Origin of the sequence: Vibrio jasicida 090810c, from assembly GCF_002887615.1 — a bacterium.
GTDB lineage: Bacteria > Pseudomonadota > Gammaproteobacteria > Enterobacterales > Vibrionaceae > Vibrio > Vibrio jasicida.
This window is the reverse complement of sequence record NZ_CP025792.1, coordinates 2,128,231-2,142,138: the sequence shown is the minus strand read 5'-3', so window position 1 is coordinate 2,142,138 and position 13,908 is coordinate 2,128,231. Positions and strand designations below refer to the sequence as shown.

13 protein-coding genes are annotated in these 13,908 nt (G+C 45.7%); 7 read left to right on the top strand and 6 right to left on the bottom strand.

Annotation, left to right across the window (positions count from 1 at the left end):
• Positions 1 to 44 precede the first annotated feature (44 nt).
• The 6 genes from C1S73_RS10110 to C1S73_RS10085 all read right to left on the bottom strand — a co-directional run bounded on the left by C1S73_RS10110 (position 45) and on the right by C1S73_RS10085 (position 6,558).
• The gene (locus C1S73_RS10110) at positions 45 to 806 is read right to left on the bottom strand and encodes a hypothetical protein (protein ID WP_038869979.1); all 762 of its coding nucleotides are present in this window, start codon (positions 804 to 806) and stop codon (positions 45 to 47) included.
• Entirely contained in the window at positions 791 to 1,312 is a 522-nt protein-coding gene (locus tag C1S73_RS10105) for an RNA polymerase sigma factor (RefSeq protein ID WP_038869981.1), read from the bottom strand. Before C1S73_RS10105 ends, C1S73_RS10110 begins: the two co-directional genes overlap by 16 nt.
• Before the next feature lie 10 nt (positions 1,313 to 1,322).
• Positions 1,323 to 2,030 carry a hypothetical protein gene (locus tag C1S73_RS10100; protein WP_038870122.1) on the bottom strand — a complete coding sequence of 236 codons (708 nt, stop codon included), beginning with the start codon at positions 2,028 to 2,030 and terminating at the stop codon, positions 1,323 to 1,325.
• Positions 2,031 to 2,044: 14 nt separating this feature from the next.
• Positions 2,045 to 2,842 (bottom strand): substrate-binding domain-containing protein, encoded by a 798-nt coding sequence (locus tag C1S73_RS10095; protein WP_038869983.1) that lies wholly within the window; start codon positions 2,840 to 2,842, stop codon positions 2,045 to 2,047.
• Between the two features lie 164 nt (positions 2,843 to 3,006).
• A complete protein-coding gene (locus tag C1S73_RS10090) occupies positions 3,007 to 5,454 on the bottom strand; it encodes a sensor domain-containing protein (RefSeq protein WP_038869985.1) in 2,448 nt (815 codons plus the stop codon).
• A gap of 195 nt (positions 5,455 to 5,649) precedes the next feature.
• On the bottom strand, positions 5,650 to 6,558 hold the full coding sequence (locus C1S73_RS10085) for a DMT family transporter (protein ID WP_038869987.1): 909 nt from the start codon (positions 6,556 to 6,558) through the stop codon (positions 5,650 to 5,652).
• 169 nt (positions 6,559 to 6,727) lie between these two features.
• Here C1S73_RS10085 and rmuC point away from each other — a divergent pair, with 169 nt between their 5' ends.
• The 7 genes from rmuC (at position 6,728) to tatC (ending at position 12,916) form a co-directional block, all read left to right on the top strand.
• The gene (rmuC, locus tag C1S73_RS10080) at positions 6,728 to 8,260 is read left to right on the top strand and encodes a DNA recombination protein RmuC (protein WP_038869988.1); all 1,533 of its coding nucleotides are present in this window, start codon (positions 6,728 to 6,730) and stop codon (positions 8,258 to 8,260) included.
• Between the two features lie 78 nt (positions 8,261 to 8,338).
• Positions 8,339 to 9,118, top strand: coding sequence for a bifunctional demethylmenaquinone methyltransferase/2-methoxy-6-polyprenyl-1,4-benzoquinol methylase UbiE (gene ubiE, locus C1S73_RS10075; protein WP_038869997.1), 780 nt, complete (start codon positions 8,339 to 8,341; stop codon positions 9,116 to 9,118).
• Positions 9,119 to 9,129: 11 nt separating this feature from the next.
• Positions 9,130 to 9,765 (top strand): ubiquinone biosynthesis accessory factor UbiJ, encoded by a 636-nt coding sequence (locus C1S73_RS10070; protein ID WP_038869999.1) that lies wholly within the window; start codon positions 9,130 to 9,132, stop codon positions 9,763 to 9,765.
• A complete protein-coding gene (ubiB, locus tag C1S73_RS10065) occupies positions 9,762 to 11,396 on the top strand; it encodes a ubiquinone biosynthesis regulatory protein kinase UbiB (protein WP_038870000.1) in 1,635 nt (544 codons plus the stop codon). The genes C1S73_RS10070 and ubiB overlap by 4 nt, the downstream gene beginning before the upstream one ends.
• A 48-nt stretch (positions 11,397 to 11,444) precedes the next feature.
• A complete protein-coding gene (gene tatA, locus C1S73_RS10060; RefSeq protein WP_038870001.1) occupies positions 11,445 to 11,693 on the top strand; it encodes a Sec-independent protein translocase subunit TatA in 249 nt (82 codons plus the stop codon).
• 3 nt (positions 11,694 to 11,696) lie between these two features.
• Positions 11,697 to 12,095 (top strand): Sec-independent protein translocase protein TatB, encoded by a 399-nt coding sequence (gene tatB / locus C1S73_RS10055; RefSeq protein WP_038870003.1) that lies wholly within the window; start codon positions 11,697 to 11,699, stop codon positions 12,093 to 12,095.
• Positions 12,096 to 12,163: 68 nt separating this feature from the next.
• Positions 12,164 to 12,916 carry a twin-arginine translocase subunit TatC gene (gene tatC, locus C1S73_RS10050; protein WP_038870004.1) on the top strand — a complete coding sequence of 251 codons (753 nt, stop codon included), beginning with the start codon at positions 12,164 to 12,166 and terminating at the stop codon, positions 12,914 to 12,916.
• Positions 12,917 to 13,908 lie beyond the last annotated feature (992 nt).

Here is a 13,908-nt window from a genome sequence, read left to right as displayed (position 1 = left end):
GCTGTTGTTCAATACCACATTAGACTTTGCCGAAACCTAAGGGCTCATGATGCTTTGCTTGTTGGCGGGTTGCTTAGTTCTACACAACGGCCTCGATATAAAATCTCACTGTTTGGGTCGCGATTAGCGGTCACTAGCAGTTCAGAACTGTTTTTAAGCGTTTGCCACTCAGTTGGCGACATATAGCGGACGTTATTTACATTTTCTAGGCTATCAATGAGTTTGAGCTCACCGGTATTTCCATCTCTCATCCACACCATTGCTCTATCCATAGGTACTTTCGCCATCGCACGATTTCGCTGCATGCGGATGCTTGATTGCCCGGGCTTTTCTCCTTGATAGGCGACCAAAGCAAAATGGTCTTTTTGGCTCTCAGAAGACATCATGGCTAAGTAACTAATAGGGCGCACCTGTGCGATTTCTGTTGGTTGCGAGGTTGGTGATACAAAAGGTTGTAGCGACAACCCTATGAGCAGAGAAAAAGCCATGCTAATAGGGATCCACCACCAACGCATAGTTTGAGTCTGCTTCGGTGGTTTGATTGTTTGGGATGCGATGTTTTTCCATACTTGGCGTGGCGGAGGTTTCAAGTTGCCTTCAGAATGTGCCATGTTGACTGCTGGGTTTAAGTTAGACAAATGCTGATGCCAAAGGTCGATGTGTTCCCACCAAGTGGGATCTGATCGCATGAGCGTTTCCAATCTCTTTCGTACGAGTGGCGTTAATGTTCCCAGAACGTATTCGCCGGCAAGTTTATCTCTTAGCTCTTGATTTTGATAACGTGCGTTTTTTAATTGGTTAGGCATCGTTTTAGCTCCTGTAAACCTCGGCGAATCCACGATTTCACTGTACCAAGTGGAGTGCTCACATGGTGGACGATCTCTTGATGACTCATCCCGTGCTGATAGGCCAAGATAATCGCATTCCTTTTTTCTTCAGCGAGCGAGTTTAGGCAATATGATAAGTTGGTTCCTGAGTCAGATGTTACTTCAAGCGCGACCTCTTCTGGTGGCTTTACCAGTTGTTCTTCCCCTCGATTGTTCCGCTTTCTAATTTCATCTATAGCGAGGTTTCTCATACTTTGGCATAACCAAGCCCAAGGGTGATTTACTGGATATTGCTGGTTGTTGTGCCAGAGCTTTACAAACCCCTCTTGGAGTATATCTGCTGCAACGTGTTCGTCTTTAACGACGCCGAGGATAACGTTGAAAAGCCGGGTACTGGTCAACTGGTATAGCGCTTCGAACGCAGCTTGATCTCGAAGCGCTACTTGGGAAAGCAGTAAACCTATCTTATGTTTATCGGTGTTCACGCTTTCCTCATTATTGTTCTACAATGTGCCAGACTTGTTTTACGCCATTGCCGCTAGTGTCGCCGGGCTTTTGGTCTTTTATCCAACGATAAAGTGGTTTGTTGTGATATGTCCATTGATATGAGTCGTCGTTGCGCTGAGTCACACCAAATCCCCCCGTCAGTTTTAGATTTTCTATCCCCTTTTGAGTTACCTCTGTATCCACAAGAGCAGGTGGCCACTTGGAGGCGCAATCATCGTAGCAAACGGATTGGTTTGGCTTGTCTTTATCAAAGGTATAAAGAGTCTTATTATGGCTATCGACCAGATAACGTTGCTTACCATCATTGAACAGTCTGATGGTGACATCATCCGCTCGGGCTAGCGGCCAAACGCCTTTGATGCCCGCACCTGTGATCTCTCCTTTCTGAGAGTCTTTAAGCCAGCGATAAAGTGGTTTTCCGTTCAAAGCCCATTGTTTGTTGCCGTCTTCTCTTGTTATTTGGCTGAAGTCTGCTTGCGTACCGAAGTGCTTGCTGGATTGTGCGGTTACAAGAACAGGCGGCCATAACTTCTCACATTGGTCAGTACATACAGATTTTCCAACTGGATCTTTGCTAAAGGTATAAAGTGATTTGCCTGAGGCATCGGTGTATACCTCTCCAACTGACGTAGTTGTTGTTGGCGCAGCAAAACTAGTTGAGGTGACCAGTAATGCCGAAAATAATAGTTTTTTCACGGTCATTTTCCTTATTAACGAGTCCAACCTTCGCGAGTGAAAAAGGTTTCTCCCTCACTGCTGTTAACGAAATCAATGAAAGCTTGAGTTTGTGGATCTGCACCTTTTGCCTTTGCTAGGGTGAGATCTCGGTAGATACGTCTTTCTGGCTCAATTTCTACATAGTCGACTTTATCGGCATGGTTGAGTGGCCAGTGAATCCAAGTGATCCACGCATCAGCCTTTTGCTGTTGAAAAGCTTTGAAACTTGCTCCGCTGCCTTTGGCGTAAGCAATGATTTTTTTGCGAAAGTTCTGTACGTCAGCCAGTGAACCTGTGCGCCCTGCGACGTCTTCCCAAACGCCTGTACCGGAAGTGTTGTAAACCCCTAAACCTTCAGTCACGACTATTCGTGCTGGTTTTTCGAGTAGGTCTCTAATCCCGTTGATATTTTTTGGGTTCCCCTTTGGGACCGCAATCACTGCACGGCGTAAGTACACTGGCTCTACATCTTGATCGGTAATAAAGGGGTAGGTTTCAACAAAAGCGCTCATGGATTGTTCAGCGGATCCAAAGATTAAGTCAGCATTTTTTTGTGCATCTTTCGTCCACTTTGATTCAGGCCCAGCGATCACGTTTACCGTCACCTTACTTTTTTTACTGAAAGCTTCTGCGGCATGACGAAGAGCGGTGTCGGGGCCTCCTGGGCCATAGACATTGATTTCTCCATCGTTTGGTTTATGGATAATGCTTGGGTCGAGCAGTGGTGACGCAAGTGTTGAAGTACTAGTGAGCAGAGCGGTCAATCCTGCCGCGATTATGTGATATTTCATGTTTTCTCCTAACCATTAATGGAAACAAGCGGATAAGAGACGAGAGAAACAGTCGATTGGATGCAGGTAAGTAAAAAATTTTTGTATAACTAAAAATGGGCGCGTTGTTCTGGGAAGTAACCATTTGTGGAGAAAGTGAAAGACCGAGTCAGTGCTCGGTCTTTTTATTTGAACAACTTCTCGGCGCGAACTGGGGCGCTAAAACGGAAGCCTTGCCCGTAGATACAGCCGTGCTCATATAGGTATTGTGCTTGTTCGTCGGTTTCGATGCCTTCCGCGACTACCTTAAGTGATAGGGTTTGGCCCATGGCGATGATGGCATTCACAATCGCGTTGCTGTCGGTGTTGCTTGGTAGATCGCTAACAAAAGAACGGTCGATTTTCAGCTTATTGATTGGTAAGCCTTTCAAGTACGACAATGACGAATAACCAGTACCAAAGTCATCCAAAGAAATCTCAATACCTAACTCGCGTAGTAAGTTAAGTGATGCGATCGCTTGTTGTGGATCTATTAATAAGAAGCTTTCGGTGATTTCTAACTCTAAACGATGAGCTGGGAATTTTGTCTCTTTAAGAATGACGCCCAGCTTAGTAATAAAATCGGATTGCTGAAGTTGGAGTGCCGATACGTTAACCGCGAGCTTACCAAAATCAATGCCGCTATCTAGCCAAGCTCGCCCTTGTAAACATGCTTGTTCAAGTACCCATTTCCCAATGCTTTGAATAAGGCCTGTTTTTTCTGCAATTGGAATGAAGTCTGCCGGAGAAATAACCCCAAGCTCTGGGTGCTGCCAGCGCAGTAATGCTTCGACGCCAACCAACTCGTTCTCACTAAGGTTGTACTGCGGTTGGTATGCCAAATGCAGTTGGTTTTTCTCGATGGCTTCATGCAAGGCCGATTGCATTCTGACATGAGTGACCGACTTATCTGTTAAGTCTGGAGAGTAAAATGCGTAGCCATTTCGACCGTTTTTCTTCGCCAAGTACATAGCGGTGTCTGCATTCTTCAACAAGGTTTCGCTGTCTTGGCCATCTTGCGGGTAACGTGCTACGCCAACGCTGGTGGAGATGCGTAACGCTTCGTTTTTACTGACTTCAAAAGGTCGATTGAATAAGCTAAGAATGTCTTCAATGGTGTCGATAAGTTGTGATTCAGAGTCGATATTCGGCAATATGATGACAAACTCATCACCGCCTATTCGTGCAATGTGCGCGCGTAAATGTAGGACTTCTTGAAAGCGTTCTGCGAGTTTCGTTAGTAATTGATCACCACAGAAGTGCCCCATGCTGTCGTTGATGTGTTTGAAATGGTCAATGTCGAGGAATAACGTTGCAAAGGCGTGGTCGTGCTTTTGTCCACTTTCAATGTGTTGCTCGAGAAGGCTAATCAGATGTGTTCGGTTGGGAAGGTTTGTTAGTGGGTCATAAAATGCCATGCGTTGCAGCTTTTCTTCGTGCGCTTTACGTACTGAGATGTCTTCGAACACGCAGATGTAGTTTATCAGATGATTTTTATCGTCCATCACCGCACTGATAGTGGCTAATTGCGGGTAAATGCTGCCATCTTTTTTGCGGTTGATGAATTCGCCTTTCCATTGGCCTTTGGTTTCCAACTGGTGCCAAAGTGTCTTGTAAAAGGCTCCATCATGATGCCCTGACCGCAGAATATTAGGGTTCTTACCAATCACTTCTTCGGCTGCATAGCCTGTAATATGAGTAAAGGCACTGTTTACATCGAGGATGTTCGCTTTGCGATCAGTAATCACCATTCCTTCATGGGAGTTGTCGAAGATTTTCGATGCGAGTGAGAGCTGAGTTTCGACCATTTTTCGGCGTGTGACGTTTCTTGTCATCCCCAAAATACCAATTAATTCACCACTGTGATCTCGGATCGGCGATTTGATGGTTTCAAGCCAGGTGGGGTTGTTGTTGTCATCTATCAGGGTGCATTCTTCAACGGTGTTTTGGCTGCCAGTCGCGATCACTAATTGGTCGGTGTCGATGAACTTCTTAGCTCGTTTGCTGCTGAACAATTCAAAGTCATTCTTACCAACAATGTCGCTGCCGGTCATTTGCCATGAGTTTTCCACGCTGCGATTGGTCATGGCATAGCGACCGTCGGTACTCTTTATCCACGTATGATCTTCTAAACAATCGATGAACTCTTGCAGGGTCGGCAGCGATTCTGGCAATTGAACTTGATGGCGCTGTTGTTCTTTAAGGTAGGTTTGGCTTATGTCAAAGCTAATTCGTCCAGCGATGGCGCTTAACCAAGCCGCCACCGTTTGCTTCTGTTGGTTTGGATGAACCAAAGCCAGAGCTGCAAACAATTTTCCGTTGGGCAACCAAACAGGGCAGTAGCTTAATGTTTGTGACTCAAAGGAAACTTGTTCAGCATCGAAGTGAGCAGGTTGGAATCGGTCGGTCGCGATATCTAAAATCGCTACAATTTCGCGGTGGTGCTGCGGTGATGTGGCGACTTCACTCAATCGCCATTGATGAGTGTAGCTAAATTTATAGAGCTGACCGTGCGCCTTAGTGGCATCACAGCACTGTTGCAGAGCGAGTTTCCAGTCTGTCATCAATGCAGGAGAGATAGCGAAGCGAAACATAGTTAATAAAGCATCCTGAGCGCCCTTGGATTTGTGTTGTTAACATCTGATTAGACGTTCATATCGGGCTTTGGCTATATCGTATCCAAAGCCCGAACAAATCCAAGCAAGGAACACTTCATTAATCGAGTAAACTGTTAGCTAGCTCTCTTTTTTATAAATCCCGTCTCATTTTTGCAATGGTTTCGGATGTGGCTACTGGGCGGTATTCGCTTTTTTTTGCTTTCTGCCAAACTTCACTTGCTGAATGACTAAGCCGCTGATGATCAATACCAAGCCAATCAAAGTGGATGGATGAATGTCTTCGCCAATGATGGTGGCAAGCAGCATTAAAGAGATAAATGGTGAAGCGAAAATTAGGTTGCTGATACGCGCGGTATTTTCGGTCAGTTTGAGTGCGGATAACCACAATACAAAGGTGATGCCCATTTCAAACAAGCCGACATAAGTCACTGCTGCCCAGCCTTTGGCTGTGATTTGGCCCCAATTCGCGCCTTCATAAATACTTAAACCAATCGCAAATGGAATCGCAACCAAGAAGCCAAGTAAGACACCTACCACAGGGTCGGCTTTGTTTTTGGTATTAAGAATCCAGTAGCTTGCCCAAAGCAGGGTCGAAAGTAATGCCAAGCCAACACCCAGTGGGCTTTCAAAATCCATTCCTAACACATTACCTTTAGTCGCAATCACAATCACGCCGAGGTAACTAAAACCACAAGCGATCCAGTCTTTACCTCGGATTTTCTGACCCAAGAAAACCGCCGCCATTAAGGTAAGGGTGATTGCCCAACTGTAGTTAATTGCTTGTGCTTGAGACGCAGGTAGCAAGTCATAAGCTTTGAATAAGATCAGGTAATAAGCCAGTGGGTTAATCAAACCAAGCAATAGGTAATACCAAGGGTTAGATAAAAATGTGTTACCCAGTTGGTTGAGCTTGCCCTGTGCACCACACACAGTGATAAGTGCGATAGCCGAAACAATACTCGCTATGGTAAGCATCTGAATCGGTGTGAATTCCGCCAAAGTCAATTTAAATGCGGTCGCTACTGTTGACCAAAGTAATACCGCTGATAGCCCAAATCCTAGGGCGCGACGCTCGTTCATGATGCCTCTGTGTGATGATGTACCGCTCATCGCTATTGATTTGAGCTTGCGTGAGTATGTTGTACGGAGCGCCTAGTGTATGCGAGGATTTTTCATCCAACAAACTGGACATTTATCCAGTATGTAAATACCATTATTAAAGATAAAAAACACAGGCTAACTCGCTATTATGCAATGGATTCTTGAGCATCAATCTCTCATTTTGTCTTCTCTTTTTACCGCGACCATCAGCGGTGTTGCAGTGGGTTGGTGGGTTAAACAACGCTTTGCCACGCAAACTCAATTGCTCGAACAACAGCTCTCCTCTGAAAAACAGCTTCATCAACAACAACTTGAACAGGTGAAGCAAAGCCTTGCCGAAGCACAGCAAGAATTGGATGAGCTTGATGACGAGCGCGACAAAGCAGCATTCGAAGTGCGCCAAACTCACGGTAAATTGATGGCCGCGATGGAAAAGCTGCGCTATTTCGAAGCGGTGAAGCAAGAGCGTCAGCAGTATTTTGATGAGCTAGGACAGATGCGTGAACACAAATCGCGTCTTGAAACCCAGCTTGGTGAGCAGCAAGCGCGACACGAACAAATCAACCAAACCAATGCTGAAAAACTGCAAATTCTTGAGCAAGCAGAAGTGCGTTTGAAGCAGCAATTTGAACACCTAGCGAATCAGTTGTTTGAAGAGAAAACCGCCAAAGTCGACATGCAAAACCGTCAGAGTTTGGAAGGTTTGCTGTCTCCACTCAAAGAGCAACTGGAAGGGTTCAAGAAACAAGTCAACGACAGCTTTAGCCAAGAAGCCAAAGAGCGTCACACCTTGGTGCATGAGTTGAAGAACCTGCAACGTTTGAATGAGCATATGACCCGAGAAGCGGTCAATCTGACTCAAGCTTTGAAAGGTGACAACAAGCAGCAAGGCAACTGGGGTGAAGTGGTTCTGGCTCGTGTATTGGCAGAATCTGGTTTGCGTGAAGGGCACGAGTACCAAACTCAGGTGAGCTTGCAAAACGAAGCAGGCAAACGCTATCAGCCGGATGTGATAGTTCACTTACCGCAAAACAAACAAGTGGTGGTTGATTCGAAAATGGCGCTGGTGGCGTACGAGCGCTACTTCAACGCAGAGAACGACATTCAACGAGATCAGGCGCTGAGCGATCACCTAGCCGCGCTGCGCGCGCACATCAAAGGCTTGAGCCTTAAAGATTACCATCAGCTAAAAGGCATTCAGAGCCTAGACTACGTACTGATGTTTATTCCGGTGGAACCTGCATTTCAAGTGGCGATACAAGCTGACCCGAGCTTGGTCAAAGACGCGATGGAGCAAAACATTATTTTGGTCAGCCCTACCACTTTGCTGGTGGCGCTACGTACGATAGATAACTTGTGGCGTAACGAACGCCAAAATGAAAACGCTCAGTTGATCGCTGAACGAGCGGCAAAATTGTACGACAAACTGCGTTTGTTTGTTGATGATATGGAAGGGCTGGGCGGTGCACTAGACAAAGCTAACCAAACGTACCAAGGCGCAATGAATAAGCTAGCAACAGGGCGAGGCAACGTGATCCGTCAAGCGGAAAGCTTTAAGCAACTAGGAGTGGAAGTAAAACGTCCAATCTCGCCAGATCTTGCTCAGTTGGCGCAGACAGAGTCATTTTCGGAAAATGCTTATTTAGTAGAAAGACATCCGGCTGAGGATAAAGTAAACTAATCGCCCGCAGTACAGTGGGCGACCCTATTTGTTATCAACCGCCCCGAAGTGAAAAAGTGCTGCCCAAGAGGAATCAGAATGACGGACACAAGTGTGCAATCAAATACAGCGTTAGATAACGACACTACCCACTTTGGTTTTACCACAGTGGCAAAAGACGAAAAAGTGACCAAAGTTGCCGAAGTTTTCCACTCAGTGGCAGCAAAATACGACATCATGAATGACTTGATGTCAGGTGGTGTTCACCGCCTTTGGAAGCGTTTTACTATTGATTGCAGTGGCGCTCGTCCGGGACAACGCGTTCTCGATCTAGGTGGTGGTACAGGCGATTTAACAGCGAAATTCTCACGCATTGTTGGCGACCAAGGTCACGTGATCCTAGCGGACATCAACAACTCAATGCTGAATGTCGGTCGTGACAAACTGCGTGATAACGGCATTGTGGGTAACGTGCATTACGTTCAAGCGAACGCAGAAGAACTGCCGTTCCCAGACGATTACTTTGACGTGATCACTATCAGCTTCTGTCTACGTAACGTCACCGATAAAGACAAAGCGCTGCGCTCTATGTTCCGCGTATTGAAGCCAGGTGGTCGTTTGTTGGTACTTGAGTTCTCAAAACCAATCCTAGACCCACTATCAAAAGTGTACGACGCGTACTCGTTCCACCTATTGCCAAAAATGGGTGAGCTAGTGGCAAATGACGCAGACAGCTACCGTTACCTAGCAGAATCTATCCGTATGCACCCAGACCAAGAAACACTGGAAGGCATGATGAAAGAAGCGGGCTTCGAAAACACCAAATACTACAACCTAACGGGTGGTATTGTGGCGCTGCACCGCGGCTACAAATTCTAAGGATAAGCGGTATGCCATTTGAACCTCTTATCACTGCCGTTATTGAAACGACACTAAATACGCTGATTAAAGACGATCCTGAATTGGATCGTCGTTTGTCACGTCTTAAAGGTCAGGTGATTCAAATTCACCTCAAAGAAATCAATAAGACGCTGACGTTCATCTTCAGCCAGCAAATCGATGTTTTGGGCAATTACGAAGGTCAGCCAGATTGTTATCTGTCGCTGAATCTAAGCGTACTTCCTGAGCTGCGCGATCAAGCCAACATCACTCGCCTTATCAAGCAAGACAAACTTGAGCTTGAAGGTGACATCCAACTTGCACAGAAATTCTCTCAATTGATGGTCGATTGCAAGCCAGATATTGAAGAGTGGCTGTCTCGAGTGACGGGGGATGTCGTGGCACATACCTTTGTGCAAGGCACCAAAAACGTCGGCGGTTTCTTTGCTTCTCAAGCGGAAAAACACCAACGCCACCTTGCTCAAGTGGTAACAGAAGAATGGAAATTGGCGCCAGCACCGCTGGAAATCGCCCACTTCTGTGACCAAGTGGATGACGTTCGCAGTCAAGCTTCTCGTGTCGAAGCGCGCCTAAACGTACTACTAAATAAGTTCGACTCGGATAAGCCTGCGCTGGAGAACTCATGACGCCAGCAGAAATAAAGCGCTTATATCAAATCATTAAAGTTCAGCTAGAATACGGCTTGGATGAGTTGTTGCCTGATCATCAACTGACCAAAGCGCCGCTTTTGATGCGCAAAAGCTTATTCTGGATTAAGAACAAGCACCCAGAGAAACCGTTAGGTGAGCGTCTTCGTCTCGCTCTGCAAGAACTAGGTCCGGTTTGGATTAAGTTTGGTCAGATGATGTCGACCCGCCGTGACCTTTTCCCTCCACATATCGCTGATCCTCTTGCGCTTTTGCAAGACCAAGTTGCGCCATTTGATGGGCAGTTAGCGAAAGAACAAATGGAACTCGCTCTGGGCGGTCCATTAGATAACTGGTTTACTGAATTTGATATCAAACCGTTAGCGTCTGCGTCGATTGCTCAGGTGCATACCGCGCGATTAAAAGACACTAACCAAGAAGTGGTATTAAAGGTCATCCGTCCAGATATTCGTCCGGTCATTGATTCAGATCTAAAACTGATGCACCGAATGGCGCGTATAGTCGCCGGAGCGATGCCTGAAGCACGTCGTTTGAAACCAGTTGAAGTGGTTCGCGAGTACGAAAAAACCTTACTTGATGAACTCGATTTGCGTCGTGAAGCGGCGAACGCGATTCAACTGCGTCGCAACTTCGAAGGCAGTGAAGAGCTTTACGTACCAGAAGTTTTTCCTGACTTTAGTAATGAAACTGTCATGGTTTCTGAGCGAATATATGGCATCCAAGTCTCTGATATTGAAGGCTTGGAAGCGAATGGCACCAATATGAAATTGCTCGCGGAACGCGGCGTGAGTGTATTCTTCACTCAGGTGTTCCGAGACAGCTTTTTCCATGCCGACATGCACCCGGGCAACGTGTTTGTTAAACCGGAGCATCCAGATAATCCGATGTGGATTGGGCTGGATTGCGGGATCGTTGGTACACTTAACACTGAAGACAAACGCTATCTGGCGGAAAACTTCCTCGCTTTCTTCAATCGTGATTACCGCCGCGTAGCGGAATTGCACGTTGATTCGGGGTGGGTACCTGCCGATACCAATGTCGATGAATTTGAATTTGCGATTCGCATCGTGTGTGAACCAATCTTTGCTAAACCACTGTGTGAAATCTCTTTCGGTCACGTACTGTTGAATCTGTTCAACACTGCGCGTCGATTCAATATGGAAGTGCAGCCGCAGCTTGTATTGCTACAAAAAACGCTGTTGTACGTCGAAGGACTGGGTCGCCAGTTGTACCCGCAACTAGATTTGTGGGAGACCGCGAAACCTTTCCTTGAAGAATGGATGATGAACCAAGTCGGTCCGCAAGCTTTAGTGAATGCCATTAAAGACCGTGCGCCGTTTTGGGCAGAGAAGTTACCGGAACTGCCGGAGCTGCTTTACGATAGCCTTAAACAAGGTAAAGCCATGAATCAACGCATGGATCAGCTTTATCAAGGTTACCGTCACAGCAAGCGTCAGCAGGCGACAGGAAAGTTTTTATTTGGTGTTGGAGCCACTTTAGTCGTATGCTCGGCAATATTGGTGGATAACGCTTATGAGCAGCTATCGATGGCCAGCGGTATCGCAGGTGTCACATTTTGGCTGCTTAGTTGGCGAGCTTATCGTCGATAGACGTTAAACTCTTGAAATAATTTTGTTTAAAGACCCGAGGTAAAAAGAATGGGTGGTATCAGTGTTTGGCAACTTTTAATCATTGCTGTAATTGTTGTATTGCTATTCGGAACTAAGAAACTGCGCGGTATCGGTGGCGATCTGGGTGGTGCCGTTAAGGGCTTCAAGAAAGCGATGAGCGAAGATGATTCTGCGAAGAAAGAAGACAAAGACGCAGACTTCGAGCCAAAAAGTTTAGAAGAGCAGCAAAAGAAAGAAGCTGCTCCTGAAACGAAAAAAGACAAAGAGCAGGCGTAAAACGTGTTTGATATCGGTTTTTGGGAACTGGTATTAATATCTGTTGTTGGTCTGGTTGTTCTTGGTCCCGAGCGTTTGCCACATGCCATCCGCAGTGTCTCTCGTTTTGTCGGAGCAGCGAAGAGTATGGCAAATAGCGTCAAAGACGAATTGTCACACGAGCTAAAAGTCCAAGAACTGCAAGAAAACTTGCGTAAAGCTGAGCAAATGGGGATGGATGATCTGTCTCCTGAGCTAAAGTCTTCTGTTGAAGAGCTGAAGAAAGCCGCGCAATCTGTAAACCGCCCTTACGCGGAACCAACCAAATCAGACGCAGAGCCGCAAGAAGCTGCAAAAGCGACTGAAACCGTTGAGAAAGCGGAAGAGATTAAGGTTACAGCGGCAGATAAGAAAGCCGAATAGTCTCATTAGGAGGAGCTACTAGACATTGGTAGCTCCTTTTTGATCTGGTTTTTAAAAAGAGGTTTGCCATGTCTACCGTCGAGCAGACACAACCTTTAATTAGTCATCTATTAGAACTTCGCAATCGACTGCTAAAAGCAATTGCCGCAGTATTGGTCGTGTTTGTAGGGCTAATTTATTTCTCCAACCACATTTATGAATTTGTTTCTGCACCTTTGGTAGAGCGTTTACCTGAAGGCGCGACGATGATCGCAACCGATGTGGCTTCACCCTTCTTTACACCGCTGAAGCTAACGCTTATCGCATCGGTGTTTGTCGCGGTGCCGTTTATTTTGTACCAAGTTTGGGCATTTGTGGCGCCCGGGTTGTACAAGCATGAACGTCGTTTGATCATGCCATTGTTGTTCTCAAGCTCGTTGCTGTTTTACTGCGGTGTGGCGTTCGCGTACTTCGTGGTATTTCCGTTGGTGTTTGGCTTCTTTACTGCTATCTCATTGGGTGGAGTAGAGTTTGCAACCGACATTTCGAGCTACCTCGATTTTGTACTAGCGCTGTTTATGGCGTTTGGTATTGCGTTTGAAGTACCAGTCGCGATTATCTTGTTATGTTGGACAGGCGCAACGACACCACAAGATCTGAAAGAGAAGCGTCCATACATTATTGTGTGTGCGTTTATTGTCGGCATGCTATTGACGCCGCCGGATATGATCTCGCAAACCCTTTTAGCAATCCCAATGTGTTTGCTGTTTGAGGTAGGCTTGTTCTTCGCACGTTTCTACACTCGCAAAGATGAAACGGAAGAGGCGGAAGCAGAAGAGTAATCTCTCCTTCTCAATAGAGAAAAGCGGCTTTTTTAAGCCGCTTTTTCGTTTTCTAAACCTAGCCAAACTATCTCACACGCTTGATGTACCCACATCGTGAGCAAACATACACCTCTTTAATCCCCACTAATTTCTCCCAAAGCCTGCGCTGACGACGCTGTAAGTAACCCCCATGTTTGCACATACATATCCCTATTTTTATTGGTTGTTTATTTGGGGGACTTTATGTGATGTTAGTTCCATTGTTAAATAAAGCTTCTGTATGTGATTAAGTAGGTTATCTACCAAATCAATACAGTCACATTTAACGGAATAAAGTTCTAATTATCTGAGATGGAAGTATGGTGCACGTTTGAAACGAGTTTAAAGGTTATTAGGTGAAGTGAGTTTGACTGTGTAACGACTTGTAATGGTTGAAAGCGGGAAAGGCGACCCATGAAGAGCCACCTTATTGCGGTTGGATTGGACTGAGCCAATTATCTCAGCTTAAGGACATAACCGCATTTAGAACAGACATAAACTTCTTTAATGCCGATTAGTTTTTGAATCCAACTGCGCTGCTGACGTTGCAAGTAAACTCCATGATTACACATTATGAGTCCCATCTATTTTGATTTTATAAGCCGACGGGCATTTTATGTGAAATTATTTCCATACTGCAATGATGTGAATAATATAGTTATCCATCTCAAATATATGATTTTTCTATACTATACGTAAAGATCCCATACGAGCTCAAAGTCTGACGGAGGTTCATAACGTTTTCGTCCAAGTTGTTCGCTTTGAAGTCGGGATAAAAAGTGTGACAAGTAGAGAAGAAATTATTTAACTCTGAGCATATATCCACATCGTGAACAGACGTAGACTTCTTTAATTCCGATCAGTTTTTGCCAAAAAGTTCGTCTGTGGCGCTGTAGGTAAATATTGTGTTTGCACTGTTCCATAAATTGCCCAACTCAATAAGTGTATGAGCAATATTAGGAATCTTAATG

What these genes read in the sequence shown, in the direction of transcription:
- C1S73_RS10110 (WP_038869979.1), bottom strand. Translation starts at nt 806, where the DNA reads ATGCCTAACCAATTAAAAAACGCACGTTATCAAAATCAAGAGCTAAGA.
- C1S73_RS10095 (WP_038869983.1), bottom strand. Translation starts at nt 2,842, where the DNA reads ATGAAATATCACATAATCGCGGCAGGATTGACCGCTCTGCTCACTAGT.
- C1S73_RS10090 (WP_038869985.1), bottom strand. Translation starts at nt 5,454, where the DNA reads ATGTTTCGCTTCGCTATCTCTCCTGCATTGATGACAGACTGGAAACTC.
- C1S73_RS10085 (WP_038869987.1), bottom strand. Translation starts at nt 6,558, where the DNA reads ATGAACGAGCGTCGCGCCCTAGGATTTGGGCTATCAGCGGTATTACTT.
- rmuC (WP_038869988.1), top strand. Translation starts at nt 6,728, where the DNA reads ATGCAATGGATTCTTGAGCATCAATCTCTCATTTTGTCTTCTCTTTTT.
- ubiE (WP_038869997.1), top strand. Translation starts at nt 8,339, where the DNA reads ATGACGGACACAAGTGTGCAATCAAATACAGCGTTAGATAACGACACT.
- C1S73_RS10070 (WP_038869999.1), top strand. Translation starts at nt 9,130, where the DNA reads ATGCCATTTGAACCTCTTATCACTGCCGTTATTGAAACGACACTAAAT.
- ubiB (WP_038870000.1), top strand. Translation starts at nt 9,762, where the DNA reads ATGACGCCAGCAGAAATAAAGCGCTTATATCAAATCATTAAAGTTCAG.
- tatA (WP_038870001.1), top strand. Translation starts at nt 11,445, where the DNA reads ATGGGTGGTATCAGTGTTTGGCAACTTTTAATCATTGCTGTAATTGTT.
- tatC (WP_038870004.1), top strand. Translation starts at nt 12,164, where the DNA reads ATGTCTACCGTCGAGCAGACACAACCTTTAATTAGTCATCTATTAGAA.